The organism is Nocardia sp. NBC_00511, from assembly GCF_045161165.1.
In the GTDB taxonomy this organism is placed as follows: Bacteria; Actinomycetota; Actinomycetes; order Mycobacteriales; family Mycobacteriaceae; genus Nocardia.
On sequence record NZ_CP107849.1, the window covers coordinates 1,176,309 to 1,201,179 of the forward strand.

Genomic DNA, 24,871 nt, shown 5'->3' on the forward strand with positions numbered 1-24,871 from the left:
CTAATACGTGGCGGCGGCCTTCGTCCGGGGCGCGGGGGTTTCGGCGGAGGCGCCGACCTCGGCGGCGGTGTCCCATTCCGGGTGCATCCAGGCCGGGTCGAGGGATTTGCCGACCTCGAGGCGGCCTTCGCGGCGGGCGGCCAGGTAGCGGTCGCCGAGCACGCAGAACGCCACGATGAGCAGCAGCCCCCAACCGAAGGTGGTGCGCAGGTACTCGAGGTCGCGGCCGATGCTCTGCCAGCGATCGGAGAGCCACTTGTCGTAGGACATGAATCCGAAGATGGCCAGCCAGGCGGGCCAGTTGCGGACCAGCGAGTTCGGCCGCACCACGGTCAGCAGCATCGGGAACAGGAACATCGAGTAGTACATCTGGCCCAACGGACCCAGCAGCATCGCCGCGGTGATCACGATGCCGGAGACGTTGCAGATGAAGAACACCTCGTCGTCGCGGTAGTACCGGTACAGCAGCCACAGCGAGATCAGCACCATCACACCGAGCACGATGCGGATGGTCCAGGTCAGCCAGTCCGCGACCCCGTAGTACCCGGCGTTGCCGACGATCGCGGAGTTGAAGTAGTCCCGCGGTGCCGACAGGTAGGGCAGCGTGTGCGTCCAGAACTGCTTGTAGTCCGTGATCAACGGCCAGGCCGCCAGGTTCAGGATCACCGGAATGCCGAGTGCGGTGATGAACACCTTCCACTGCCCGCGCACCAGCGGAATCAGTAGGAGCGGAGCCGTGAGTGGCCCCTTCACCGCGATGCTCAACCCCAGAGCCACACCGGCCCACAGGTCTTTGCGCTTGATCAGCAAGTGGATGTAGGCGACCACGGCCAGGAACAGGCAGCCGTTGATATTGGTGAAAGCCAGTGTGTTGGTGACCGTTTCGGAGGCGAACATGGCCAGCAGCAGTGCGGGCGCGGCCACCGAGTTCAGCGTGAAGTTGAACAGCTTCAGCAGCAGGTACCAGGCCAGCAGCAGCGCGATCGCATTGATCAGGATGAAGCCCCACTTGGACTTCTCGGGATCGATGATCGCCAGCGGCGAGATCAGCAGCGTGCCGCTGGGCGGGTACAGGTACGCCGGGTCGGTCGAGTTGAAGTTGGCGTTGTACACGGCCCGGTGATTGAGGAACGCCAGCGACGCGTTGTACACGGGCGTGAAGTCATTGGTGACGTGATAGTTGACAGCATTGATGAACACCCGATGCACGACGGTCAGGACCGCGAATGGCCACAGTGCGAAGTTCAGTACCTCGGCGGTGGTGCGAGCGGTGCGGGGCTCGAGCTGTCGAAGGAACACTCGGGCACGGTACACCGAAACCCCCCGCTACCGATGCGCCGACCCGCTGTCCCGCCTCCCCGAGCCTTCAGCGGGCGGCTTTGGTGCCGTTGAACTTCCCGACCCGGGCTAACGATATGACACGGACACCATCTCGGACGTACCCGGTGAGTTACCCCGATCCTTGCGAGATCAGTTGTCCGGTGCACGTTTATCGCGCTTCGCGAGTGGTTTCGCCAAAGGTAGTGCACTCGTTGTCGAGCCCGGCAGGTGCGGGTCCGTGTAGGCGTCGGGCGGCTATGCCGGGCAGGCGGTTCCGTCCTCGGGGAGTTTGGCGTCGGTGAGGTAGTCGGCGAGTGCCTGTTGGGCGCAACCGGAGTGGGCGAAGGTGGGGTGGCCCCAGCCCTGCCAGACGACGGTGGCGGTGCGGGCTCCGGCGGCGTTGAGGGCGCCGGTGACGGTCGGGCGGCCGTCTTCACCGGTCACGGGGTCGGCGCTGCCGCCGAGGACCAGAACCGGCTGGTTGAACTTGTCGGGCTGGGTCAGCGGGGTGGCGGCGGGCCAGGCCGAGCAGAGCATCAGGTCGATGGCCGCGACCTTGCCGAAGATCGGATACTGCGTGCCCCAGGTGGTTTCGAGGCCGCGGGCCTTGTCGGGGGTGGAGGGTTCGTGGTTGTCGCTGCAACGGTTGACGAATTGGCCGTCGTTGGCGATCGCGGCGGCGGCACGCAGCACGAACGGCGTGATGGGTCCGTGGTCGCCGCGTCCGAGCGCGGAGAGCGCGTCGGCGAATTCGGTGAGCTGCGGATTGCCCTGTGCGCGTGAGTCACCCAGGTACCCGTTGAGGGTGGTCACCAGTGCGGCGGCGGACAGGTCGCCGAGTTGCCCGGCCCCGGCCCGGTTCATCAGGTCGATGATCGCGGCGCGGGGGTCCGCGCCGAGCGAGCAGTTGAGTGAGGCACAGCGCTGCGCGTACGCGGTCAGCGCCGCCTCCTGGCCCTTGACCCGCTGCTCGGTGCGCCCGTTGGCGTCGAGGCCGACCGCCTGCGGCGAATCCAGCACCAGCCGTCCGACGTGATCGCCGTACTTGCGCGCGTAGTTGAGCGCCACGGTCGCCCCGGTGCCGGAACCCAGCAGCGCCAGGTGATCGACCTGCAACTGCTTGCGCAGCTGCTCGATGTCGTCGGCGGCGTGCGGCGAGTCGAAGACGGCCTGCGCGGGAGCCAGGAAGTCGAGGCAGGCGACGGTGGCGTCGCGGGCCGCCGTGCTGACCGCGTCCACCGGATCGGTTGCGCCACGCGTGAATTGCGCCTGATCGGCGAGGGTCTTGCGGAGCGGGTCGGTCATGCAGGTGATCGGCTGCGAGCTGCCGACCCCGCGTCGATCGACGGCGATGATGGGCCGCGCCGCCAGCAGCGCGCTCGCGGGTCCGGCGGCCAGTCCGGCCAGCGTCGCGGTCGAGGACCGGTCCGCGCCCGAGGTCAGGATGAGTGGCGCGACATCCTTGGGGGTGCGGTCGTAGCGGGCGCGCATGGCCGCGTTGCGGAAGTTGCCCGACACATTGCCGCCGATATCGACCTGCGTGGTGTATTCGGCGCATTCGAGCACCAGTCCCTGCGGCATCGCGCCGAGTGACAGCAGGCTGAAGGTGGGCGCGGTGCAGTCGTGCCAGGCCAGGTCGGCCTTGGGGACCTCGGGTGCGGGCGGCGCGGGTTCACCGGGCGCGGTGGTCTGCACGGACCCGGCCTCGTGCGGGCGTTCCACCGCGACACCCGGCCGATTCGACGGCCCCGCCCCGCAGGCGGTGGTCACCAATATCGACAGTGTCGACGCCAGCAGAGCGGCCCGAGTCCAGCGCATGCGATACAGCCTGCCAGGTCCCGCACGCGGTTTCAGCCTCGGGTGTGCGCGCGTTCACTCGTGTCCGTGTAGTCGCTCCCAGCGGGTGAGCAGGGTGCCGTCGCTGGCGGAGATGAGGTGTCGGCATCGCATGGGGGTCGGAAAGCCGGTGGGCGAGTGCGAGATTCGTCCCGCGCTGCCGCCCACCAGCAGCGGCGATACGGTCAGGCACAGTTCGTCGACGGCTCCGGCGGCGATGAATTCGCCGAACAGTCCGGGGCCGCCCTCGCACAGCACGCGGGGTAGTCCGAGCCCGCCGAGCGCCTCGCGGATGTCGTTCGCGCCCAGGGTGTGCTCGCCCGCCTCGATGACTTCCGCGCCCGCGTCGCGCAGTCGCTGCTTGCGGTCGGTGGCCGCCTCGGTGCTGGTGAGCACGATGGGCCGGGCCCCGGTGTCGGTGAACAACCGGCTGTTGGGGTCGAGGTCGGCGCTGGCGGTGACCACGGCGACGCGCGGCGGGGTGCCCTGGGCGTCGCCGCCGAAACCGTGGTGGTGCAGGCGGGTTCGCAGTCCGGCGTCGGTGCGGGCGGCCCCGTAGTTCTCGGTGCGCGCGGTGCCCGCCCCGACCAGCACCACGTCGGCGAGGTCGCGCAGCAGTCCGAAGACCGTCTTGTCGGCGGGCGTGCCGAGTCCGCCGGAGCGTCCGTCGACGCTGACCGCCCCGTCGATGCTGGTGACGAAGTTGACACGCACGAACGGCGCGGATATTTCGGCCGGATACGTGTACAGCCTCACCAGGTCGTCATGGGTGAGATCTGTGAGCTGAATCGCATTCGGCATACGCTGCATAAGGACTCATCCCATCACGGTTCTAGGCTGTCGCAGTGCAACAACGCCTCGTCGATCGCCACCCGGAGGTTCCGGCAGACCAGCTGGTGGCCCAGATGGTTCCGCCGCCCACCTTCGACGAGGTGAGCTTCGGTTCCTACATTCCGGACCCGAAGGAACCCTCGCAGGCCGCGGCCGTGCTGAAGGCCGAGCTTTTCGCGGATCAGGTCACCAAGCTGCGTAAGGCCGCCGACAAGAAGTCGCTGTTCGGTAAGCGCAAGCCGGTGCACGGCATCGGGCTGTACCTGGACGGCGGTTTCGGTGTCGGCAAGACCCACCTGCTGGCCTCGATCTATCACAGTGTGCCGGAACCGAAGTCTTTCGGCACCTTCGGTGAGCTCACCAATCTGGTTGGTGCGCTGGGCTTCAACAATGCGGTCGAGCGTCTCTCCGCCAACAGTGTGCTGTGCATCGACGAGTTCGAGCTCGACGATCCGGGCGACACCATGCTGGTGTCGCGGCTGCTGGCCGAGTTGACCGAGCGCGGGGTGTCGGTGGTCGCGACCTCGAACACGCTGCCGGGTCAGCTGGGTGAGGGCCGCTTCGCCGCACAGGACTTCCTGCGCGAGATCAAGAAGCTGGGCGCGCTGTTCGAGCCGATCCGAGTCGACGGCCCGGACTACCGCCACCGTGATCTGCCGCCCGCTCCCGAGCCGACGGCCGCCGACCTGCTGGTCGAAAGGGCCGAGGCCACACCGGATTCCACGCTCGACGACTTCGACGCGCTGCTGAAGCATCTGAGCACGCTGCACCCGTCGCGCTACGGCGCGCTGATCAACGGGGTGTCGGCGGTGTTCATCGAGGGCGTGCATCCGGTCACCGATCAGGCGGTGGCGCTGCGGATCGTGGTGCTGGCCGACCGGCTCTACGACGCGGGCACGCCGGTGACGGTGTCGGGCGCGAAGCTCGATGAGATCTTCCCGCAGGAGATGCTCGACGGCGGGTACCGCAAGAAGTATCTGCGCGCGATCTCGCGTCTGCTGGCGCTGTCGCGCTTCGAAGCGCCCACGGCGGCCTGATGCTGTCGACCGGTCGAGCGAACTCGGCCGGTCCACGGGTACCCCGGTGGCTCTTATCGTTCCCTTAGGTAATAAGTTTCGATGAGTTCGCGAAAGCCGATCCGAATACGGTTTTCGGGCCCCGGAAGGAGAAGTACCTTGCGCAAACGTGCTGTCGAAGCCGCCGCGGTGGTAACCATCGCGCTTTCCGCCACCCTCGGTTCCACGGCGATCGCCTTCGCCGCCGACCCGCCCGCCGCCACCAGCAGCGTGGTCGTCAACACCGACAACCGGGCCCTCGGCCTGACCGGCGTCCTCAACGCCCGCGACGCGGGCGGCTACACCACCGTGGACGGTCACAGCGTCCGCACCGGTCTGGTCTTCCGCACCGGCGACCTGAGCAAGGCCACCGACGCCGACCTCGCCAAGCTCACCTCGCTGAATGTGGCCTCGGTGCACGATCTGCGCACCAGCTACGAGCAGCAGCTCATGGGCGTCGACAAGGTCCCCGCCGGTGCCGCCGAGCATCACGACGACGTCATCGGTCAGGCCCCGCCGCAGGTGATGGCTTCCACCCTGTCCGCGGGCGCGGACCTGTACCGCGCGTTCATCACCGCGCCCGGCGCGAACGACGCCTTCTCGAACGTGCTGCGCGACATCGCCTACAACCCCGGCGGCGTGCTGTTCCACTGCTCGGCGGGCAAGGATCGCACCGGCTGGACCTCGGCCGTGCTGCTGACCATCCTGGGCGTCGACAAGGACACGGTCTACTACGACTACCTGCTGTCGAACTACTACCGTGGCGCCAAGGACGGCGACATGATGAACGGCGTCACCGCCTCGGCGCTGGACGCCGCGTTCGATCAGGTGAACAAGAGCTACGGCAGTTTCGACAACTACGTGCACGACGGCCTGAAGCTCAGCGATGCCGACGTCACCGCGCTGAAGGCGAAAATGCTGTCCTGACAGCCTGATTCGCGAGTTTCTCCCGAACGCCGGACGGTCCGCACCGTGCGGCGTTCGTCGTATCCGAGGGTTTCGCACCGAACATGCTTGGTGCGCAACCGTTTCCGTCTGGCCGGCGTACGGATCGATGCGAGGTGACCGGTCAGAACCTGTGTTCCATGACGTAGTCGTGGTGCAGCTGGGTTCCGACGGTGAAGGTCTTGGTGCCCGCGACACCGAAACCGTGTTTGCTGTAGAAGCGCTGGGCGCGGACATTCTCCTGGTTCACGCCCAGCCACACCGCCTTGCTGCCGTGTTCTCGCGCGAGGTCGATCGCGGTGCGCATGAGTGCCGCGGAGACGCCGCGACCGTGCTGTCCGGGCAGCACGTACATCTTGCTGAGTTCCGTCACCGGGCGCAGCGTGATCACGGCGGCCACGTCCGGATCCGCGGGCTCCATGGCGTTCAACAGCGCGTAGCCCGTGATGTGCCCGTCGGCAACCGCTTTCAGCACGATCCGATCCGAATCGGCCAGGTATGCGCGGAATCGGTCCGCCGACAACACCTCCGCGATGAACGCGGCCATGTCCTCGGGCGTGGATCCGGGCGGGCAGGCCAGCGGGAAGGTGGTGGCCGCCACCTCGGCGAGTTCGACGGCGTCGGCCGCGGTGGCCCGTTCGACGATTACTGCGGTGTCGCTCACCGGTCCAGTCAAGCAGGTTCGGGTGCGGGCGCGGCGGCCGAGGTGGTCGCGCCGGTCCGGGTGTGGAACACCCGCGCGACCCCGATCAGCACGATCGCGAACGCCAGCGGGATGGCGAAACCGGCCCGCATATCGGCGGCGTCGGCGACCGCGCCGACCACCGCGCCGCCGACCAGGGTGCCCGCGTAGTTGAACAGGTTGAGCCGGGCGATGAGTGCGTCGAGATCGCGTCCGCTGGTGAGCTGTCCGGCCTCGCTGAAGCACAGCGGCGCGATGATCGGCAGTCCGATGCCGGCGATCAGGAAGCCCAGGATCGCCACCACGGGTCCCGGTGCGGCGACCACGATCACCAGTCCGACCGATCCGACGATCGCCGCCACCCGCACCACCATGCGCGGCCCCCAGCGCCGCACCCACAGGTCGCCGGTGAGTCGTCCGACCAGTGATGCCCCCTGGTAGGCGGCGAGCGCCAGCGCGGCCGTCGCGGAGGACGACAGCAGTTCGTCTTTCAAGTACAGCGCCGACCAGTTGCCCACGGCGAGGTCGATGGCGAAGGCCAGTGCGATCACCCCGCCGAAGATCAGGAAGGTCCGTGTCGGCACCGAGGTGGCCGGTTTCTGTTCCGCCGGACCGGCTTCCGCCTCGTCGGTGCCCAGCAGTCGCGGCCCGAAGACCAGCACGCCGATGGCGACCACCGCGGCGGCCGTCAGCACCGACGCCACCAGCGACACTTTCAGCCCCTCGAACGCCGCCACGAACAGCGCGCCCACGATCGAGCCCGCGCTCCACGCCGCGTAGAACGACGACAGCACGAATCGGCCATAGCCGTGTTGAATGAATACCGCCTGCATATTGGTTCCGGCGTCGACGATGCCGACGCCCACCCCGTACACGCCGAGCGCCACGAACAGCATGGGCTTGTTGGGCGACAGCGCGATCGCGACACCCGAGGCGGCCACCACCCAGAGTCCGATGCACAGCGCGGTGCGGCTCGACCAGCGCAGCGCGAGCCGTTCGGCGGTGACGCTGCCGGCTCCGGCCAGCACCGAGATCACCGCGACCAGGGCCACGATCAGACCGTCGGTGAGCCCGAATCGGTCCTTCTGCTGCGGCAATTCGGTGAGTACGACGGCCAGGAAGAAGCCCTGCAGTGCGAAGGCCACGGAATTGGCGGCTCGCGCGGCCCGTAGCGGCTGTGGTAGCTCGCCGAGCTGGGACTTCGTGGATGGCGGGGGGAACATGGCGAAAGAGTAGCGGCGGCAGCGCGTTGCGGCATCCCGGGCCGGGGTTACGATACGCGCCGCGATTGATCACACGCTGCTCGCGGTTGCGTAACGAATCTGGTCGCTTTCCTGCCGGAGGGTGGTCGCGCTGCGGCACTCTTGAAGTAACGGCTCGGGCTGGTGGTTTCCGAAACAGCGGAAGCGGCCCGGGCGGTGAGTGTGGTGGCTGGGGTGATCTTGTGAGCACGAGGCGAGTCGAGGTGCCGCGCGAACGGGCGGTGGCACTGGCCGAACCGACGCCGGACCCGACGCCCAATCCGAAGTCCGCGGAAGGAGATTCGCGCGGGCACGGTGCGGACGGCGGCAGTTGTGAAACCGACTGCGCGGACTGCCGCTGGGAGGTGCAGCGTCTCGAGTTCTGGCTACGCGGCCGCCTGCTGGCGGCCGGGGCGGACGAGGCGCACGTGGACGTCTCCATGGGCGTGCTGAACCCGGACGTGTTGTGGCGCAAGGGCGATCGCACCTGCGTCATCGAGGTCGTCACTGCGCCACCGGAGTTGGCGCAGGCCCGCAGGTTCACCGCCGAGCTGCGCGCCGCCGGCGCCGACGAGGTGCTGTGGATCTGCCCGCCCGGCTTCTGGACCGCGCAGCTACCGGCCCTGGGCCTGGCCGACTTCGCCGCCGAGGGTTGCGATTACCGGGTCGTGGGCGGTCTGCTGGCGGCCGGTCCCGGCGGTGTGGTGGTGCCGCGTCAGACTGCCTGTGAACTGCGTGAGTTCCTGTCCGACTGGGTGTCGGGGGAGATAGCGTACGGCTGCCGCGACGAGCACACGGGAGGATGGGCGACAGTGACCGATTGGGAGCGGCACACCCGCACACAGGCCGCGGTGATCGCGCGCCAACGCCAGGAGTTGCAGAACCAGCGCACCGCGCTCGCCTTGGCCCGCAAGGCCACTCGCGACAAGACCAAGCAGCTGCTGCGCCTCAACCACCGCCTCGAGCGCGCCGAGGTGGCGGCCCAGCAGCAGGCCGACGATCTGGCCAAGACCCGCCGCCGCATCGCCGATCACGACCGCGTGGACGCCACCCTGCGCCTCACGGTCTCCGGTCAGAAGTCCGCGATCCTGCACTGGCAGTTGATCACCTGGTTCGCGGTCCTGGTGATCGTCACCTTCATCTGCGCGGGCCTGCTGCTCAAGTAGGCCGCCCCGAATTCGCCGAGCCCGGCCCCTGAGTCCCAGGGGCCGGGCTCGACTTCGATCCGTGGGGTTGTGCCGCGGCAGCTGAGGGTCGTACCCGCGGCGGATGGGGCGGGTGTCAGGTCAACGGCTCAGCCGGAACGGGCCGCGGTGCCAGTGCCAGTCGTGGCGCAGGGTCAGGGCGGCCAGGTCCAGCATCTCCAGACCGGACTTGTCGCGGTAGGCCTGTAGCTCGGGCCAGCTCACGGGGCCGGTCGCGAGGAGGTTGGTGAGCGCGGTGTCGTGGCGGGCGTTCACCTTTCGGGTCATCAGGTCCGCCACACCCAGGCGGCTGCCGGTCCACGACAGCCAGCCCCAGCCGTGCGCGTGCGCGTAGGCCCGTCCGGCGGCGGCGCGGGCGCGCTGTACCTGGAAGCCGGCGTGCGCGAGCGGCGCCACGTCGAACAGCACCACCCGGTCGTCGGTGAATTGCGCGGCGACGGTGGGGTAGTGGACGCGTTCGGTGCCGTCGACCTCGTAGGTGACGGCGGCGGGCAGCTCACGGAAGGTCCGCACCCGCGGGCTGGTGTCGAGCTGCCGCAGCAGCCGCGCCTGTAGTCCGGTGTCGAAAGTGACTTCGCGCCCGAGCTTTTCGGAGAACACCCGCCCGCGCCCGTCATCGTCGTAGTCGATGCGCCCGGCGGGCAGGGCGGGCAGTTCGGCCGGGGTTCCCGCGCCCCACTCCACCCGTTTCAGCCATGGATTCCAGACATCGTCGGACGCGTCCTCCGGGTGCGGTGTCGGCATCAGATGCCAGCGCCCCTTCTGCTGCCATCCCGCGATCCGCTGGAACACGAACCCCGCCAATCGTTTCGCGTCCTGTAGATCATGTCCGGCGAGCCGCAGCTTCAGATACGACCAGTCCTGCGCGGCGATATCGGTGTCGGTGGCATAGGTTTCCGCGAGCAGGATCCGCACCAGCCGTTCGTCGCCCCGCCCGTACGGGTACCGCTGCGCGAACACGCTCAGATCCGGCACCCCCGTGGCCAGGGCCTGCCGCACCATCACCCCCACCGCCCGGGTGTACAGCTGCCGCGCCCGATCCCGCGATACCCCGAACCGCGCCCCCAGCAGCATCAGCGTCTCCGGACTCTCTCCGTCGAGTCCGAGTCGGCAGGTGATCAACTCGGCATCCCGCGCCCGCTCCTGCGCGACCTCTCCGACCATCCCGGCCAGCACCTCGTTGAGATCCTCCAGCCCGAAGTCGACCCCCGCACCCGGGTCGTCCCGCGATTCACCCTGCGTGGTGCGTGTCTCGCTCGTAGTCAAGGCAGCCCCTACCCATGTTCGCCAGTCTGTTCGACGAGCGTAGCCGCGCCCACCGACACCCGACCGCATTCCGCCCGGCTCGCCCCAGCCCACGGATCAAGATCAAGGAGCTCTCACCGTGCGGAGCCGGGCGAATTTCCGCGGTGAGAGCTCCTTGATCTTGGTATTCAGGGCTGGTCCGGGGTGGGGGAGTAGCGCAGGTGGGGTGGGATCTCCTCGGGCTTGGCGAGGGTGGCGAGGCGGTTCATGACGGCGGCGTCGGGGTGGGCTCCGACGGCGTAGCGGGGCGGGTCGATGCCGTCGACCGGGGTGAGGTCGACGTGGGCGGCGACCACGTCCCAGTCGGCGCAGAACAGGATTCCGCCGGTGCCGTCGTTGTCGACGATCACGAAGTTGATCTCGTCGGCCTTGGGCAGCAGGGTGGTCGGGATGTAGTGGGTCCAGGTCGCGACGGTGCGCGCGGTGTCGGTGTCGTCGACGTATCCGGTGAGGCTGGCGATGAACACATCGTCGTCGTCGGCGTACGCCTGTTCGAGGCGCTCGGCCTGGCGGCTGTAGGAGTCGATCGCCAGCCGGACGTCGGCGAACCGCGCGGCCTTCCACGCAGCGCTGCCCGGCTCACCCCGGTAGGCCACGACCTCGCCCTCGACTGCGGTGTACAAGCACGGTGACAGCTTCACCTCGGCCCGCTGGTATTTCTCGAGCACGTGCGCGAACAGGTCCGGCATCATGCTCTCGTTGAAACCGATGGCGAGAGTGCACATTCCGGGTGCGGGCAGGAACGCCACGGTCGGCGTGCCGAGCACCTCGGTGGCGGCGGCCAGCCAGCCCTGGGTGATCAGGTTGCTGCTTCCGAAGCTGTTGCTCGGATCGCCCACCTCGATCAGCGCCGGGCGGGTTCGCGGCGCGGGCTGGGTGAGCATCTGCTTGCCGATGGTGCGCATGAACGCCTGGGAGATCTCGAACGCGACCTCCACGTCGTCGGTGAATCCCCAGTCCGCCAGCATCTTTCGATTCAGATGCACGTACCCGTCCGGGAAGTAGAGCACCACGTATTCCCGCAGGAACGGCAGTGTGGGCCGGGAAATCGGTGTGTCACCGGCGATTTCGTCCCCGTAGGTGGCGGGCATGACGATCGACCGCAGCAGCGGCACCGCATCCTGGAAAGTCTTGATTTCCCCCACCGAACGTGCGAACCCGTATTCATCCTCGGGCTCATTTTTGCGTCGCGAGAATATCCCCATTACTCCACTCCCTGTCCCAACAACGCCCCCAACCTAACCCAACCCACCGACTTAGGATGGGTCTCGTGACCGCCAAGAGCCCGCAGGAGAAGAAGGCGCTGAGCTACGCCCGAGACCGCCGCAACGCCCATGGCGAGAACGACAAGAGTTCCCGGAAAGCCATTCGTCTCAACAAGCGGCGGCCGAATCGTGCCGACCGCCGGCAGGACCGCCAGACGGTGGCGGCCGTGCGCGGCGTGGTCGCGCCGGAGGTGTCCGAGGGGGCGGAAAACCGACTCGGCACAACGACATCGAACTGGTTCAAGCGAGGCTGGCGTAAGCGGCCCGATATTCCGCTGGGGGAGTTCGTGATCCGGCAGCTGCGCAAGCGGGACGAGCGCGGCTAGCGCCCCGGCATCACGCCCGTACTGCCGGTGCCAGGCTCTGCTCGCACCATTCGCGGAAGCTCGTCGGGCTGAGGGTGGGATCGGTGCGCGGGTAACCGTCGTCGATGCCATCGCCCTTGGCGCGCATCATGTCGACGTAGGCGTCCGCGATCGCGTCCCCGACGCCGCGCGCGATGAATCCGGCACGCAGGTCCTCGAGCGTCTGCTGCTGGTATCGCACCGGTCGGCCGAGTACCTCGGACATGGTGTGCGCCATTTCATTCGGGCTCAGGTCCGCGGGGCCGAGCAGCGGGATCTCGCCGGTTCCGGTCCAGGTGCGGTCGAGCAGCAGACGGGCGGCCGCCGCCGCGATATCGCGGATGGCGACGGTCGGGCTCTTGTGATCGGCGTCCAGGGTGCCGGTGAACACGCCGTTGTCCCGGATCGGAATCGCCTGCCACAGCAGGTTGTCCATGAAGCTGGGGTTGGTCAGCGTCCGGTAGGCGACGCCGGTGCTCGCGATCAGGTCGTCCATCGCCAGGGATGCGGTCACGTGTCCCGCGTGATCCGCGAGGGGAGTACCGCGCCCGAGCGAGGAGACGCTGACGACGTGCCCGACCTGGTGGGTGGTGAAGGCCTTCGCGGCGGCGCGGGTGAATCCGGTGTACACGGAGTCCAGGCTCGGCGCGTGCAGGTCGGGCGGGGCGAGCCAGAAGACGGCGTCCGCGCCGTCGAAGGCCCGGTCCACCACGTCGGCATCGCGGTGTGATCCGGTGATGATGTCGACGCGTTCGCGCGCCGCCTCGGGAAGCTTCGCGGGATCGCGCACGATGACGCGCAATTCCTCACTGCGAGTAGATGTTTCGAGCAGAATATCGAGTACCCGGCTGCCGATGTTGCCGGTCGGTGCGGTGATGACGATCATGCTTCGAGTCTGCTGACGCCGCGTCGCCGAGTCCAAGACCCTTTCCATCAATTGATACCCTGAAGGTATGGATCTGGATCTGCGCAAGCTCCGCTACTTCGCCGCGGTGGCCGAGCACCGGAACTTCGGCCGGGCCGCCGAGAAGCTCTATATCGCCCAGCCGGTGCTGAGCCGTCAGATCAAGGCCTTCGAGCAGGAGCTGGATTGCGCCCTGTTCGTGCGCACCACCCGCACCGTGCAGTTGACGCCCGCCGGGCAGCGGCTCTACGAGGAGTCGCAGGGCATCCTCGCCGCCGTCGACGCGGTGGTGCGTCGTGTCCACGACGTCGACCGCAGCGTGCGTCGCCTCGTGGTCGCCTTTTCGCCGGGACTGTATGTCTCCGAGGTGATCCGCGAGTTCACCACCCGCCACCCCGATGTCGAAACCGATGTCGTCCCCGTGCGCTGGTGGGAGCCGGACGCGCCCCTGCGGGACGGCCGAGCCCAGATCGGTTACCTGCGAGAGCCTTTCGATGAATCCGGCCTACAGGTGATCCGTGTCGGCCACGACCCCCGCGTGGTCTGCCTGCCCGCCGCGCACCCCTTGGCCGCCCGCGCCGATCTCACCCTCGCCGACCTCGACGGCGAGCGCATGCTGCACCCGGAGAAGCGCCGCAACTCGACCCTGGAGGAAAAGTTCGAGCTCATCGCCTCCGGCCAGGGCCTGGCCCTCGTCCCCCGCAGCGTGGCCCGCGCCTACGTCCGCCCCGACCTGGTCCACCGCCTGGTCACCGACGCCCCCGGCTCCGACACCTGCCTGGCCGTCCCCGTCGACCACCACGACAAACTCCTCCGAGAATTCCTCGCTCTCGCCACCGAGATGCTGCGCCATGCCTGACCGTGACGCCGGCCCCGAGGTCCGCATCGTCCACCTCACCCTCGAAGCTTTCGAAGCCCTCGCCGAAGGCGACCTCGCTGCCGCCAATGCCGTGAGCCCGGTGCCCCTGACCGACGCCTTCACCGACCCCCACTGGCGGCAAACCTGGTCCCGCCGCGCATCTCAAGTCCGAACGGACCCCTCCACCGCCCTCTGGGTAACCGGTGTCATTTGGGATACCAACCGTCGAATAGCAGTGGGCCGAGCCGGTTTCCACGCTCCCCCCGACGATTCGGGCATGGTCGAAATCGGCTACGCCGTAGACCCCGACCACCGCCGCCGCGGCTACGCCCGCGCAGCCCTGGAAGCCTTACTGTCCCGAGCGGCCCAGGACCCCGACGTGAAAACCGTCCGAGCCTCCATCCGCCCCGACAACCAGCCCTCCTACAACCTCGTCTCCCGATACGGCTTCACCCGAACCGGCGAGCAATGGGACGACGAAGACGGCCTCGAATTCATCTACGAGGTCGCCGCGGGCAACCTGTGAGCCCTCACCGCGAAAACGGTAGGCGTAGGGCCGCCGCCCTCCATGAAATCGTCCAGCACCAAGCCATTTTCGGTGAATGTCCGCAACAGTTCCGGTAGCGGAAGGTGCGACGCCCCCACCTTGTCGCGCAGCCCGCGTTTGGTCCACGAGGCCGTAGTCCAGTGCGGCTCACCGTATCCCGGCCGAATCACGACAGCGTCCGGATCCCCGCGGTCGGCGAACCCGCCACAAAAGCACGGATGCACCCCGACATGCACAAACCGCCCACCCGGCCGCAACACCCGCGCGACCTCACCCACCACCGCCGGATAGTCCGGCATATCGGTGTGCACCATAACCGCCACCGCCGCAGCCATACTCGCGTCCCGAATCGGCAATGCCGTCCCATCCGCCCGAGCCACCGGCAGCCGCCCCACGGCATACCGCAACATCTGCCCCGACAAATCAACCCCAACCGGATCCCACCCGAGCCCCCGTACCTGCCCGGCGAAAACCCCCGTCCCGCAACCGATATCGAGACAAGGCCCGTGGCCTTCGCTCAGCAGCACGTCGAGCGCCTTCCGAATCCCCAGCGGATCCGCCCCCTGCCCTCCCGCCGACGCATGTTGATCAGCGAGAAACGTGTGCTCGTACCACTCTGCGATCTCGTCGTACGCGGCCTGCGTCATACCCTGAATGAGATCATCCGCCCGCCGCTGCCCGCGATTTGTTCGGCTGAGGGCAGAACCCATGGCATTTCGAAACCTGTTGATACACAGTGAGACCTATCCGATGTAGCCCCACTGGCAGTCGGCATACAAATCGGTGAATCTTGCACGCTCGACCACCAGGACCGAGCACAAGTTCCAGTCCACCGCCTGCTCGTGATAGAGCGTGATCGCAGTCCCAGCGGCGCAATCGAGCCCGGTTGGCTTCTCGCGCGCGGTGTCAGCGCAAATACCCACCCGCTGAACATAGTTCGAGGGAATCGACAGGGAATGCTCACCGACTGCCGCAGTCGGCGCGGTGAACCGCCCGACATATTCATACGCCGGGTCGGCCATCCACCCTGACCCGGTGCAGTGATCCTCCATCCGGGCCAGCCGGAACTGCTCGGGCACAGCAATATTGAAATACCGACTCAATTCTGCTCGTGCTCGACCTTCAGACAATGACCCGCACGTCGGATTCGGGGGAATCGAACTCGGCGTTCCCTGGTGGAATTGCACAACAACCCCCAAAGCCCCGACCATGGCCACCACCCCGACCCTGATCAAGGCCTTTCTGAGTAGACGCTTCGCACCCCGAACCCCCATCCCCTCACCCTACAAACCTCCACCGACCGCCCCGCCCTCGATCTCGACCCGCACCATGTCGTACACATACGACCGATCACCCTTGAAACTCACCCAAACCCCTTCCGGCGGAACCTCACCCCATCCGCCGTCACCGAACGGCCGACTCGACACCGTTCCACCCGCATCGCACACCACCCACCCGAACCCCGGCAACCGCCGACACCAGATGTCGAGATCGACCCGCTTGAACGACGGATACCCCTCCCAATCCCCATCCCGCATGAACTCGTAGGTCAACCCGTCCACCCGCCGCACGAACCGCGCACCCGCCATCAGTCGATCCTCGCTGCTGAAACGCACCGCCTCAACCGAATTGCCCGACCGGGATAGCGTTCACGCCACGGACATCCTGGGTGATCTTGCCGCGAACTGCCGGGTCGTTCCCGTGATCACGTCGTCTGTTCGTCGTAGCTCTGTCGCGCAACGGCTACGTCTGCGGCGTGGAGGCGGACCCATGCCAGGAACGGTTGCAGTGACTCGGTGAGGCTGTGGCCGAGTTCGGTGAGTTCGTAGCTGACTCGTGGTGGCGTGGTGGGTTCGACGCTGCGGGTGATCAGCCCGTCGCGGATCTGGGTGCGGAGGGTCTGCGACAGCATCTTGTCGCTGATTCCGTCGATGGCGGCATGGAGTTCGGAGAAGCGTAATGCTCCGTCTCGCAACGCATTCAGAATGTGGCCGCCCCATCGGCTGGTGACGTCAACTACCTCGCGTGCCGAGCATTCGATGTTATGTGCGTCACCGGCTCCCGGTGCGGCGCGGTGTGAGACCTGCGAACGTACCGTCATTTCGGCAGCTTACCCGCAGGTGGGTTCTTACCCGAGGTGTTGCCTCGGTCCTAGGGTTCCGGCCATGTTGACAGTCGTTTTCGGGGCCGGTGGGAATGTCGGCCGCCACGTGGTATCCGGATTGAATTCCGCTGGTGTGCAAGTACGTTCGATAGTCAGACGTCCCTCATCCGCGGGGCTTCCCGTCGGCGCGGATACCGTCGTCGCCGATCTCGAAAAGCCCGAAACTCACGCCCCCGCACTGCGAAATGCTCACAGTGTCTTCCTCTACGCCAGGCCGACAGGCGTAGAGGAGTTCGTGCAGGCCGCCGAATCCGCTGGCGTGCAACATATCGTGCTGCTCTCGTCGATAGCCGTCATGGATGTCGAGTCGTCCTCGAGCCCGGCAGCGTGGCTGCACAGCCGAGTGGAATCGGCGCTCGAGAGATCAACTCTGGCCTGGACTTTCATCCGACCCGGAATGTTCGCCACCAACAGCCTGTGGTCGTGGCAGCGGCCCATCCGCGAAGCGCGCACCGTCCGGCTGCCGTACCCCGACGCGATGACCGCCCCTGTCCACGAAATGGATGTAGCGGCACTCGCGGTGGCCGCACTGACCGATCCCACCCATCGCGGCCGGGCCTACGCGATATCCGGCCCCGAAGCTCTGACCCTGAGTCGCCAAGTGCGGCACATCGGTGACGCTCTCGGCCGGGACATCACCGTCGAACATTCGTCCGTCGACGAGGTCGCTGCGGAGTTGGCCGAGTCGATGTCACCGTTTGTCGCCCAGGCGGTACTGGCCGGATGGAAGGTCGCCGCGACCACACCGCCGCCACCGCCAACCCCCATCACGAGCATCCTCGGCTGCCCCGCAAGGACATTCGCCGAATGGGCCAGAGATCACGTAGCCGACTTCCGCTGACTTCCTGCCATCACCAGGCCAGGCTGCCGAGCAGATGGATCGCGCGGCGGGAGCGCGAATATTGACCGGCGTCGACCGCCTCGCTCCTGGAAACTGAAGTCGTGCAAGGAATGTTTGCGATTGTCGGTGCGCTGACCGGCGGCATGATCGCGGTGATCGGGCAGTACCTCGTCCGCCTCGTAGATCGGCGGAATGCTCACACCGACCTGGTGTCGGAGCAGTGCGCGCAGCTGATTTCGTTGGAGGAAGATCTTCGGAATCGGGTGTGGGAGGAACGCAGGCTCGGGTTGCGAGATGTGGTGTCCGCGTGGCCGATTGCCGAGTATCTCCTCGCGGAGGCGCGGTTGAAGATCGCCTGCCGGGATATCGAACTGCATGATGCGCTGCGGGGGATGCAGGCGGCGGGTCATGAACTGGGGCGAACGTGGCGGCAGGACCTGCCTGACGACGCCGAGGTGGAAGAGGCGTGGCTGCGGCATCGTGAGGCCCTCGATCGACTCATTACGGCGAGTGGAGCAGTGGCGGCCAAGGCCGATGAGAAGCCTTGGCGACGGTCCCTGCACTGATTCCCATCGAGGGGGCCTGTTCACCCGCGCGTCTATGTCCTGCGACGCCATACAGTCGAGGCATGGTCGAGCCGGATTGGTATTGCGCGCAGGTGATTCCGCGTCTGATCGAAGTCGAGATCTTGGTGGAGACGGAGCGCGTACTCGCATTCCGGCCGCCGATTCCGGGATTCGGCATCGAGCACGTGATCGTTGTTCCGAAGGTGCATGTTCGCTCCTTGCTGGAGCTCGAGCCGGGTCTTGCCGCGCATCTGCTGGCTGTCGTCCAGCAGATCGCTGCGGGTGTTGTGGCCGAGCACGGTGGCTGCCAAGTCCTGACAACCCTTGGGGCGGAACAGCACAACCGTCATCTCCACGTGCATGTCGCTGCGGGCGAGGGTGTCGCGCGGTTCATCTCACGGCGTTGAGCGATTCAGAGCGGTCGATACTCGGGTGGCGAGGCCCGCACCGCGCATCAGCCATTTGAAGCTCTTGCTGGACGGGCCGGGGAGCAGTCCTGCTAGTTGGACGGCGTCGATCAGGTCGTAGAGGGTTTCGCCCTCGTACATGAGGTGGTCCTGGTTGAAGTGGTAGCGGTCGACGGCGGTGCATTGGACAAAGGCGCCGTTGCCGGGGAGGGCTGGCGAATCGTCTTGGTAGGGGTGGAGTTTCAGGGGGCCGACGAGGTGGCCGCTGCCGTAGTAGCGGACGACCATGCGGACTTCGCCCGACGGGGTGATGTCGAGGTAGGACTGGCCGGGGATGGGGTCGTAGCGCCAGTCGGGGATGGCGTCGAAGAAGGCGAAGTTGTAGGTGATGAATTCGTCGAGGCCGGTCATGGTGGCGCCGAGGGTGGTGACGTCCTTGTAGCGGAGGTCGGGGGTGTAGAGCTCGTGGTTGTAGCTCATGTCGCGGGCTTGCCAACTCCACCAGTACTTCTTTGCCCAGTCGAGGGTCCAGGCGATGTCGAAGCCGTGCGCCTCGTACCAGGCGATCTTCTGTTCGTATTCGGCGAACCAGGTTTCGGTCATGGCGGAGAGCTGGGTCTCGTCGAGGACCGGCACCGGGACGGCGCGGTTGGTGAGGACTGCCGGAATCGGTTGTGCCAGGCGGGATTGCCCGAGCGCCCGCTGGAATTGTTCGTCGGTGAACATGCCGTACCCCATCTGGAAGCAACTGCTTTCTGAAGCAGATGGTTCCTGATACGTTGGTGGCGTGTCAAGGAGTTACGGCGGCCGCAGCGCCACCGACCGGGTCGCCGACCGTCGCGCGCAACTGATCGCGGCCGGGATGGCGATTGTCGGCACGGAAGGCGTTGCCGCCCTGGGTATGCGGGCCCTGTGTCGCGAAGCAGCCCTGAGTCAGAAGTTCTTCTACGAAAGCTTCACCGACATAGACGAACTCCTGCACGCCGTCTACGCCACCGCCCTGTCCGAACTGCACCAGGCAGTCGCCCCCGCGGCCGCGGCCCGCGACCTCCCCGCCGTCTTCGACGCGGCCGCCCGCCTGATGGAATCCGACCCCCGCCTCTGCCGCATCCTGCTCGTCGAACCCGTCGCCGACATGCGCCTACGCCGCCATGTCCGCGAAACCATCCCGGCCCTGGCCACGTCCGCCCTCGGCGACCTGATCCCCGGCTCCCCGGACGACCCCCGGACCCGAATGCGCTTCTCCGCCCTCTTCGGCGCCCTGATCTCCCTGTTCGTGGAATGGATCGAAGGCAACCTCGGCACCGACCGCACCGCCTTCGTCCACCACGTCACCACCGTCGCAACCCAACTCGTCGGTGTTCCGGCCGCCGTCGATGCGGAGGCCAGCTAGTTGCTTCGAACAGCGGTGTGTCGCAGTCGGCCTCGCGTGGATTTGCCACTTGCGGGCCGCATTCGTTCGTCTACTATCACCTGTAGTAGAAGGGGGTGGTCATGCGTACGAGCGTCGGCCGGGCAGGCATTGTCGGAGGTGGGATCGCCGGACTGGGCGCCGCCATCGCACTGAGTCAGGCGGGCTGGGAGGTCACCGTCTATGAGCGGGCGGACCGCTTCACGGAGGTCGGCGCGGGAGTCATCCTCTCGGCCAACGCACTTCGCGCACTCGATGTACTGGGTCTCGGAGCGGAGATTCGATCCCACCTGATTGAGGACCGCCCCGGCACCGTCCGCAATCAGCGCGGCCGCATCCTGATCAACGCGCGGATCGACGATTTTGTTGGAGGTCTCGTCGCGATGCACCGGGCCGACCTGATCTCGATTCTCGCAGCGGCCGTACCGCACGAACAGGTACGCCTCGGCGCCGAGGTCGTTCGCGTCGACGAGCAGGGCCGGATCGAAACACTTGACGGCACTGCGCAATACGACCTCGTAGTCGCCGCCGACGGTGTGCACAGTCGAGTGCGCGCCGCACTGTGGCCGCGACTGGGGCCGGTGCGGCGGACAGGCATCGCCGCGTGGCGATGGATCCTGGACCGCCCGGCCCCCGGCAATGTCGGCGTGGTGTGGGGTCGTCACGCCGAGTGCGGCGTCGTTCCCATGGCCGGTGACCGCACCATGTGCTTCGCCGCGGCGAGGCCCCCGGTCCGCTCGCTGGATCACTTCCTGGACTGGCCGGATCCGGTCCCGTCCCTGATCGCCGCCGTGGACCCGGCTCGCATCGTGACCGGTGAGCTCCTGGAAATCGCTGTCCCGCAACAGCTGTGGCGAGGCCGTGTCGTCCTGATCGGTGACGCCGCGCACGCCATGCGTCCCACTCTCGGTCAGGGTGCCTGCTTGGCTCTGGAGGACGCCGTCGTCATGGCCGACTGCGCTCCGGATCTGGCGCGATACTCGGCCCTTCGCCGCCGACGAGTAGCCGCGATGAGCATCGTTTCCCGACATGGAATGCGTTTGACCGCACCCGGATCGACTTCCGTTGCGGCACTGCGTGACCTGGCGACATCCGCCCTACCCGATGCGGCCGCGGTCCGTCTGCTGCGCGCGGCCAACACCCGCCTTCTCGGCACCTGGGAGCGTCCGTCACGTGAGACGATCGTTGTCGGTGAGACCTAGGATTCCCCGGCGCGGCACGCTGACCGCGCGGTCGAGGTGGGCGAATCATCGTCGGGCACAGTCAGTTGCACCAGGATCGCGCCGACGAGCATGATCGCGGCCCCGATGATCTGTATCGGGGCGAGTGACTGGCCGAGAAGCAGCCACGCCAGTGCGGCAGCGACCAGCGGTTCCACTACCGACAGCACGCTGGCCAGGGTCGAAGATAGGTCGCGTAAGGCGCGCAGCCCGGCGAGGTAAGGGAGTGCGGTACCTGCGATGGCGAGGGTCAGCAGGACGAGCCATGCGGGGAGCGGCAGACCGCCCAGCACCGCCGGGGTGGTGAATTGACCGGCGTGCAGTGTCCAGGGTGTGGCGAGCGCCGCGACTGCTATCGCGCCGATGGTCAGACCGGCCGAGGTCAATGCGAGCGGATCATGTTTGCGCGCACCGTGTTCGCCGAGCAGGAAGTATCCGGCCGAGCACAGCGCCGAGCCCAGTCCTGCGGCGATCCCGAGCGCGTCGAGCCGGGTGCTGTCCCAGATCTGCGCGACCAGGGTCAATCCTGTTGCGGCCAGTCCGATTCCGAGCCAGACCGCTGTGGGCAGCCGAGTGCGCCGGACATACCGCACCCAGAGCGCGACCAGTGCGGGCGCGAGGTTGACCAGCACCATGGACACGCCGATCGGAATCCGCTGCACCGCAATGAGAAACAGCAGTTGTACTCCGGCAACACCGAGGAGTCCGTAGCCGACCAGCAACGGCAGGTCGCTGCGGCGGAATCTCAGCGCCCGGGGCCGGAACACCACGACCACCGGGATCAGCAGGGCTGCGGCCATCGCAATCCGCACGAAAGCCACTGCGGCTGGGGACCAGCCCGCTGCGATTACCGCCTTGGCCAGTGGGCCGGAGCTGGCGAACAGCACCCATGAGGTCAGGCTCCACGCTGTTGCGCGGGCGCGGACCCGCACTCGTTCGGCCTCCTGCACTGTTGCCACAGGGGGAGTGTGGCAACCAGGTCGGTGAACCAGCCAGGGATTTTCTCGGCGGCAGCCCATCCCGGTTGTCCGCACGAGTTGCCATGCGGTCGTCGATTCCATTCACGCCATCTCCCGCACGACCGCCCGGTCCGCGCCCTCACCGCGCTGCTGCGCTCGCAGTGATTCGCTACAGTGTCCCGGCGGTCGCCGCTGCGGCCGGGGAATGCTTGTCACCGGGGAGGGATAGTGCGGTCGATTCTGGCCCGCATCGTTGTCGTCATGGGTGTGCTGATCGTCGCGGCCGGTTGCGGTTCGCACGACGACCAGAACGCGCCCCTCGGATCGGCATTGTTCGATCCGTGTAAGGACATCAGGGACAGCGCGTTCACGAAGGCCGGGTTCGATCCGGCCACCAAGGGCCATCCGGTGGCGGAGTTCCCGGATCGCTGCACCGTGTCCAGCTCCGGCGGCCCGGGGCTGATCCTCGAGCACTATGCGAACCAGGGCGCGGCACCGACTTTCGACCGGGAATTGGCTCGGCAGCAGTCCGTCCCCGGCAATCACGTCAAGCAGGTCAGCGTCAACGGCCGGGATGCCTTCACCGCGCCCCAGGTGCTGGGCGTGTTCGGCAGCACAGCGTCGATGGGCTGCGATGTCAACCTGCGCACCAAGCTCGGCATGCTGCGAATCAACGACTCGGCCACCTCGTCGAGCTCCGACGGCTGCACCGAGGCCCTGGCCGCGGCCACCATCCTCGAACCCGCGATCGGCCCCGACCGCTAGCAGGCGAGGGCCGGTCGGGGTGCCAGGCTCGTCAGCGCTGGAAATGGGTGTGCCGCAAGGTGACTCCCATCCGCCGGAGCTTGCCGCGCAACGGGTTGTCGGTGTTGGGCGGGAGCGTCAGCAGCATGATCACGACCCTACCGATGCCCGCAGATTGCGCTCTTGCCCAGGTCAACCTGGGTGGTCGCGTTTGCCGGGCTGCGCCGTACTACTTCTGCTTGCGCTGCTCCGGGTCGGCTATCCCTGCGGTGCGACGGTGTTCGCGAGTACCTCGGCCGCTTCTCGGACGTAGTACGCGAGTGGGTGTTCGCCCGGATCCTCGGTCCAGCGCTGAAAGGCGACGCGCAGCACCGCGATTCCCGATTCGGCGGCCAGGCTTGCTTCCGGTTCCGTGCTGCCGCGTTCGCGTAGCGCCCCACTGATCGCGATGCCGAGGTCGGCGAGCTTGACCAATTCGCGTTCGCGCAGGCCGGTATTGGCTTCGATGACGCGCTGCCGCAGTCGGGCGGGTTCGCGGCGCGGTTCGAAGATCGTGTCCGCGGTGTCGATGAGTGCCGTGATGACGGCCTCGAAGGCGTTGAGTGACGGAGCCGCCGCGTCGACCTGGCCCACGAGGTACTCGCGCAACAACTCGGCACCCCCGAACAACACTTCGCGTTTGTCGGCGAAGTGCCGGAAGAACGTGCGTTCGGTGAGTCCGGCGCGAGCGGCGATCTCGGTGACGGTGGTCTTCTCGAAGCCGTTGTCGCGGTACAGCTCGAGGGCCGCCTGCTCGAGGCGGCTGCGACCGTCGGGTTCCCAGCGCATGCCGAAATCGTAGCAGGGGATGACAGTGACTGACATCAGGCGTACGGTCGGTGATGTCAGCAACTGACATCAGAAGTGCTCCCACTCAGGGAAACGCACGTCAGGAAGGTTTTCTCATGCGAATTTTCGTCACCGGAGCCTCCGGCCACATCGGTTCCGCAGTGGTCACCGAACTCCTCGACGCCGGTCACCAGGTGATCGGACTGGCCCGCTCCGACGCGTCGGCGGAAGCGTTGCGGGCCCGCAGTGTGCAGGTCCAGCGCGGCGATCTCGACGACTCCGGGTTACTCGCCGAGGTGGCCGCCGCCTCCGACGGTGTGGTGCATCTGGCCTACAAGCACGAGGCGATGGTCTCCGGCGCATTGCGGGAGGCGGTCGAGACCGAGCAGCGCACGGTCGAGACGTTCGGCGCGGCCCTGGCCGGATCGGGCAAGCCGCTGGTGATCGCGTCGGGCACGCTGACGGTCGTCGGCGTCCCGGGTACCGGCACGGAATCCGATGTGTCCGATTCGAATCCGCGTGCCATCGCCGAGAACACGGTGATCGGCTTCGCCGAGCAGGGCGTGCGTTCGGCCGCGATCCGGCTGACGCCGACGGTGCACAGCTCCCTGGATCACCACGGTTTCATCCCGAATCTGATTGCCACCGCCCGCGAACGCGGCGTCGCGGCCTATGTCGGTGACGGCGCGAACCGCTGGCCCGCCGTCCACACCCTGGACGCGGCGCAGCTTTTCCGGCTGGCGGTCGAGTCGGCTCCGCCCGGTTCGCGCCTGCATGCCGTCGGTGACGAGGGGGTGCCGTTTCGCGGGATCGCCGAAGTCATCGGTCGTCACCTCGCGCTGCCCGTGGTCTCGATCGACCCGGAGCAGGCGGGTGAGCATTTCGGTTTCCTGGGCGCACTGGTCTCGCTCGACAATCCGACCTCGAGTGCCCGCACCCAGGAACTACTGGACTGGAAGCCTGTGCACCCCGGCCTGATCGAAGATCTGGACGCGGGGCACTACTTCGCCGCCCGATAAAAGAACTATGTCCCGATGACAGCGTTCATGATGGTCCCGGCGCTGGTGGCGATGATGCCGCCGACCATGGCACCCGCGACCATCTTCGGTGAGGCGAGGCCGCTGCCCGACCACTTCTCCCACGCGAACCGGCCACCCGCGTAGGTGATGGCCAGCACGCCCGACAGTAGGACGAACCAGGTGAAGTAGCGGACGAGCTTCATCAGCTTGTCGGCCACCGGGGGCGTCTCGGGCGTGGGATTGCCGAGTTGGGCGAGCACGGTGTGTTGGGCGAGCACAGTGTCGTGGAAGGCGCTGAGCAACAGGGTCACTCGTTAAAAATAGCGCGAAATCGGTGAGACATGCCCGGGAATGTGCGCGAGATCTACTGCGC

General features: G+C 67.1%; 29 protein-coding genes. 13 read left to right on the forward strand and 16 right to left on the reverse strand.

The window, feature by feature from the left end; translation table 11 throughout:
• From OG300_RS05630 to OG300_RS05640, 3 genes are all read right to left on the reverse strand, one after another.
• A complete protein-coding gene (locus OG300_RS05630) occupies positions 1-1,299 on the reverse strand; it encodes a glycosyltransferase family 87 protein (protein ID WP_405492828.1) in 1,299 nt (432 codons plus the stop codon).
• A 276-nt stretch (positions 1,300-1,575) separates the two neighbouring features.
• Entirely contained in the window at positions 1,576-3,138 is a 1,563-nt protein-coding gene (locus OG300_RS05635) for an alpha/beta fold hydrolase (protein ID WP_405492830.1), read from the reverse strand.
• A 54-nt stretch (positions 3,139-3,192) separates the two neighbouring features.
• Complete coding sequence (locus tag OG300_RS05640) at positions 3,193-3,966, reverse strand: pyrimidine reductase family protein (RefSeq protein ID WP_405492832.1); 774 nt, start codon at positions 3,964-3,966, stop codon at positions 3,193-3,195.
• 35 nt (positions 3,967-4,001) lie between these two features.
• On the opposite strand from OG300_RS05640, the gene zapE reads away from it, so the two are divergent.
• Together zapE and OG300_RS05650 are read left to right on the forward strand one after the other, a co-directional pair.
• The gene (gene zapE / locus OG300_RS05645) at positions 4,002-5,024 is read left to right on the forward strand and encodes a cell division protein ZapE (protein ID WP_405492834.1); all 1,023 of its coding nucleotides are present in this window, start codon (positions 4,002-4,004) and stop codon (positions 5,022-5,024) included.
• Positions 5,025-5,162: 138 nt separating this feature from the next.
• Positions 5,163-5,969, forward strand: a complete 807-nt coding sequence (locus tag OG300_RS05650; protein WP_405492836.1) for a tyrosine-protein phosphatase — start codon at positions 5,163-5,165, stop codon at positions 5,967-5,969.
• A 142-nt stretch (positions 5,970-6,111) separates the two neighbouring features.
• On the opposite strand, the gene OG300_RS05655 is transcribed toward OG300_RS05650, so the two are convergent.
• On the reverse strand, positions 6,112-6,651 hold the full coding sequence (locus OG300_RS05655) for a GNAT family N-acetyltransferase (RefSeq protein ID WP_405492838.1): 540 nt from the start codon (positions 6,649-6,651) through the stop codon (positions 6,112-6,114).
• An 8-nt stretch (positions 6,652-6,659) separates the two neighbouring features.
• On the reverse strand, positions 6,660-7,892 hold the full coding sequence (locus tag OG300_RS05660) for an MFS transporter (RefSeq protein ID WP_405492840.1): 1,233 nt from the start codon (positions 7,890-7,892) through the stop codon (positions 6,660-6,662).
• A 221-nt stretch (positions 7,893-8,113) separates the two neighbouring features.
• Between OG300_RS05660 and OG300_RS05665 the strand changes: the two genes are divergently transcribed.
• Entirely contained in the window at positions 8,114-9,076 is a 963-nt protein-coding gene (locus tag OG300_RS05665) for a hypothetical protein (protein WP_405492842.1), read from the forward strand.
• Positions 9,077-9,196: 120 nt separating this feature from the next.
• Here the strand turns inward: OG300_RS05665 and OG300_RS05670 are convergent, their stop codons facing one another.
• Together OG300_RS05670 and OG300_RS05675 are read right to left on the reverse strand one after the other, a co-directional pair.
• Positions 9,197-10,381, reverse strand: coding sequence for a hypothetical protein (locus tag OG300_RS05670; RefSeq protein WP_405492844.1), 1,185 nt, complete (start codon positions 10,379-10,381; stop codon positions 9,197-9,199).
• 167 nt (positions 10,382-10,548) lie between these two features.
• Complete coding sequence (locus OG300_RS05675; RefSeq protein WP_405492846.1) at positions 10,549-11,565, reverse strand: hypothetical protein; 1,017 nt, start codon at positions 11,563-11,565, stop codon at positions 10,549-10,551.
• A 125-nt stretch (positions 11,566-11,690) separates the two neighbouring features.
• On the opposite strand from OG300_RS05675, the gene OG300_RS05680 reads away from it, so the two are divergent.
• A complete protein-coding gene (locus OG300_RS05680; RefSeq protein WP_405492848.1) occupies positions 11,691-12,011 on the forward strand; it encodes a hypothetical protein in 321 nt (106 codons plus the stop codon).
• Between the two features lie 10 nt (positions 12,012-12,021).
• On the opposite strand, the gene OG300_RS05685 is transcribed toward OG300_RS05680, so the two are convergent.
• Entirely contained in the window at positions 12,022-12,915 is an 894-nt protein-coding gene (locus OG300_RS05685; RefSeq protein WP_405492850.1) for an NAD(P)H-binding protein, read from the reverse strand.
• Positions 12,916-12,982: 67 nt separating this feature from the next.
• Here OG300_RS05685 and OG300_RS05690 point away from each other — a divergent pair, with 67 nt between their 5' ends.
• On the forward strand, positions 12,983-13,792 hold the full coding sequence (locus OG300_RS05690) for a LysR family transcriptional regulator (RefSeq protein ID WP_405492852.1): 810 nt from the start codon (positions 12,983-12,985) through the stop codon (positions 13,790-13,792).
• Positions 13,785-14,318, forward strand: coding sequence for a GNAT family N-acetyltransferase (locus OG300_RS05695; RefSeq protein ID WP_405492854.1), 534 nt, complete (start codon positions 13,785-13,787; stop codon positions 14,316-14,318). The genes OG300_RS05690 and OG300_RS05695 overlap by 8 nt, the downstream gene beginning before the upstream one ends.
• Here the strand turns inward: OG300_RS05695 and OG300_RS05700 are convergent.
• The 4 genes from OG300_RS05700 to OG300_RS05715 form a co-directional block, all read right to left on the reverse strand.
• Positions 14,291-15,049, reverse strand: a complete 759-nt coding sequence (locus tag OG300_RS05700; RefSeq protein WP_405492856.1) for a class I SAM-dependent methyltransferase — start codon at positions 15,047-15,049, stop codon at positions 14,291-14,293. The two genes, OG300_RS05695 and OG300_RS05700, sit on opposite strands and share 28 nt — an antisense overlap.
• A 33-nt stretch (positions 15,050-15,082) precedes the next feature.
• On the reverse strand, positions 15,083-15,418 hold the full coding sequence (locus OG300_RS05705; protein ID WP_405492858.1) for a hypothetical protein: 336 nt from the start codon (positions 15,416-15,418) through the stop codon (positions 15,083-15,085).
• Positions 15,419-15,622: 204 nt separating this feature from the next.
• Entirely contained in the window at positions 15,623-15,928 is a 306-nt protein-coding gene (locus tag OG300_RS05710; protein WP_405492860.1) for a hypothetical protein, read from the reverse strand.
• Positions 15,929-16,044: 116 nt separating this feature from the next.
• On the reverse strand, positions 16,045-16,440 hold the full coding sequence (locus OG300_RS05715) for a winged helix-turn-helix transcriptional regulator (protein ID WP_405492862.1): 396 nt from the start codon (positions 16,438-16,440) through the stop codon (positions 16,045-16,047).
• Positions 16,441-16,504: 64 nt separating this feature from the next.
• Here OG300_RS05715 and OG300_RS05720 point away from each other — a divergent pair, with 64 nt between their 5' ends.
• The 3 genes from OG300_RS05720 (at position 16,505) to OG300_RS05730 (ending at position 18,317) form a co-directional block, all read left to right on the forward strand.
• On the forward strand, positions 16,505-17,344 hold the full coding sequence (locus OG300_RS05720; protein WP_405492864.1) for an SDR family oxidoreductase: 840 nt from the start codon (positions 16,505-16,507) through the stop codon (positions 17,342-17,344).
• Positions 17,345-17,487: 143 nt separating this feature from the next.
• Positions 17,488-17,910: a hypothetical protein gene (locus OG300_RS05725; RefSeq protein ID WP_405492866.1), complete on the forward strand. Its 423-nt coding sequence runs from the start codon at positions 17,488-17,490 to the stop codon at positions 17,908-17,910.
• Positions 17,911-17,972: 62 nt separating this feature from the next.
• Positions 17,973-18,317 (forward strand): HIT family protein, encoded by a 345-nt coding sequence (locus OG300_RS05730; protein ID WP_405492868.1) that lies wholly within the window; start codon positions 17,973-17,975, stop codon positions 18,315-18,317.
• On the opposite strand, the gene OG300_RS05735 is transcribed toward OG300_RS05730, so the two are convergent.
• Positions 18,306-19,043, reverse strand: coding sequence for a nuclear transport factor 2 family protein (locus tag OG300_RS05735; protein WP_405492870.1), 738 nt, complete (start codon positions 19,041-19,043; stop codon positions 18,306-18,308). The genes OG300_RS05730 and OG300_RS05735 overlap by 12 nt on opposite strands.
• A 61-nt stretch (positions 19,044-19,104) precedes the next feature.
• On the opposite strand from OG300_RS05735, the gene OG300_RS05740 reads away from it, so the two are divergent.
• Both OG300_RS05740 and OG300_RS05745 read left to right on the forward strand, forming a co-directional pair.
• Entirely contained in the window at positions 19,105-19,710 is a 606-nt protein-coding gene (locus OG300_RS05740; protein ID WP_405492872.1) for a TetR/AcrR family transcriptional regulator, read from the forward strand.
• 101 nt (positions 19,711-19,811) lie between these two features.
• The gene (locus OG300_RS05745) at positions 19,812-20,930 is read left to right on the forward strand and encodes an FAD-dependent oxidoreductase (protein ID WP_405492874.1); all 1,119 of its coding nucleotides are present in this window, start codon (positions 19,812-19,814) and stop codon (positions 20,928-20,930) included.
• Here the strand turns inward: OG300_RS05745 and OG300_RS05750 are convergent.
• On the reverse strand, positions 20,927-21,907 hold the full coding sequence (locus OG300_RS05750; protein ID WP_405492876.1) for an EamA family transporter: 981 nt from the start codon (positions 21,905-21,907) through the stop codon (positions 20,927-20,929). The genes OG300_RS05745 and OG300_RS05750 overlap by 4 nt on opposite strands.
• Before the next feature lie 228 nt (positions 21,908-22,135).
• Between OG300_RS05750 and OG300_RS05755 the strand changes: the two genes are divergently transcribed.
• Positions 22,136-22,672, forward strand: a complete 537-nt coding sequence (locus OG300_RS05755) for a hypothetical protein (RefSeq protein WP_405492878.1) — start codon at positions 22,136-22,138, stop codon at positions 22,670-22,672.
• Positions 22,673-22,909: 237 nt separating this feature from the next.
• Here OG300_RS05755 and OG300_RS05760 read toward each other — a convergent pair whose 3' ends face one another.
• Positions 22,910-23,515, reverse strand: coding sequence for a TetR/AcrR family transcriptional regulator (locus tag OG300_RS05760; RefSeq protein WP_405492880.1), 606 nt, complete (start codon positions 23,513-23,515; stop codon positions 22,910-22,912).
• Between the two features lie 80 nt (positions 23,516-23,595).
• On the opposite strand from OG300_RS05760, the gene OG300_RS05765 reads away from it, so the two are divergent.
• Positions 23,596-24,498, forward strand: coding sequence for an SDR family oxidoreductase (locus OG300_RS05765; RefSeq protein ID WP_405492882.1), 903 nt, complete (start codon positions 23,596-23,598; stop codon positions 24,496-24,498).
• 5 nt (positions 24,499-24,503) lie between these two features.
• Here the strand turns inward: OG300_RS05765 and OG300_RS05770 are convergent, their stop codons facing one another.
• Complete coding sequence (locus OG300_RS05770; protein WP_405492884.1) at positions 24,504-24,809, reverse strand: hypothetical protein; 306 nt, start codon at positions 24,807-24,809, stop codon at positions 24,504-24,506.
• Between the last annotated feature and the right edge of the window lie 62 nt (positions 24,810-24,871).

What these genes read in the sequence shown, in the direction of transcription:
- OG300_RS05635 (WP_405492830.1), bottom strand. Translation starts at nt 3,138, where the DNA reads ATGCGCTGGACTCGGGCCGCTCTGCTGGCGTCGACACTGTCGATATTG.
- OG300_RS05640 (WP_405492832.1), bottom strand. Translation starts at nt 3,966, where the DNA reads ATGCAGCGTATGCCGAATGCGATTCAGCTCACAGATCTCACCCATGAC.
- OG300_RS05660 (WP_405492840.1), bottom strand. Translation starts at nt 7,892, where the DNA reads ATGTTCCCCCCGCCATCCACGAAGTCCCAGCTCGGCGAGCTACCACAG.
- OG300_RS05685 (WP_405492850.1), bottom strand. Translation starts at nt 12,915, where the DNA reads ATGATCGTCATCACCGCACCGACCGGCAACATCGGCAGCCGGGTACTC.
- OG300_RS05690 (WP_405492852.1), top strand. Translation starts at nt 12,983, where the DNA reads ATGGATCTGGATCTGCGCAAGCTCCGCTACTTCGCCGCGGTGGCCGAG.
- OG300_RS05695 (WP_405492854.1), top strand. Translation starts at nt 13,785, where the DNA reads ATGCCTGACCGTGACGCCGGCCCCGAGGTCCGCATCGTCCACCTCACC.
- OG300_RS05700 (WP_405492856.1), bottom strand. Translation starts at nt 15,049, where the DNA reads ATGGGTTCTGCCCTCAGCCGAACAAATCGCGGGCAGCGGCGGGCGGAT.
- OG300_RS05710 (WP_405492860.1), bottom strand. Translation starts at nt 15,928, where the DNA reads ATGGCGGGTGCGCGGTTCGTGCGGCGGGTGGACGGGTTGACCTACGAG.
- OG300_RS05715 (WP_405492862.1), bottom strand. Translation starts at nt 16,440, where the DNA reads ATGACGGTACGTTCGCAGGTCTCACACCGCGCCGCACCGGGAGCCGGT.
- OG300_RS05720 (WP_405492864.1), top strand. Translation starts at nt 16,505, where the DNA reads ATGTTGACAGTCGTTTTCGGGGCCGGTGGGAATGTCGGCCGCCACGTG.
- OG300_RS05725 (WP_405492866.1), top strand. Translation starts at nt 17,488, where the DNA reads ATGATCGCGGTGATCGGGCAGTACCTCGTCCGCCTCGTAGATCGGCGG.
- OG300_RS05730 (WP_405492868.1), top strand. Translation starts at nt 17,973, where the DNA reads ATGGTCGAGCCGGATTGGTATTGCGCGCAGGTGATTCCGCGTCTGATC.
- OG300_RS05735 (WP_405492870.1), bottom strand. Translation starts at nt 19,043, where the DNA reads ATGTTCACCGACGAACAATTCCAGCGGGCGCTCGGGCAATCCCGCCTG.
- OG300_RS05745 (WP_405492874.1), top strand. Translation starts at nt 19,812, where the DNA reads ATGCGTACGAGCGTCGGCCGGGCAGGCATTGTCGGAGGTGGGATCGCC.
- OG300_RS05760 (WP_405492880.1), bottom strand. Translation starts at nt 23,515, where the DNA reads ATGTCAGTCACTGTCATCCCCTGCTACGATTTCGGCATGCGCTGGGAA.
- OG300_RS05765 (WP_405492882.1), top strand. Translation starts at nt 23,596, where the DNA reads ATGCGAATTTTCGTCACCGGAGCCTCCGGCCACATCGGTTCCGCAGTG.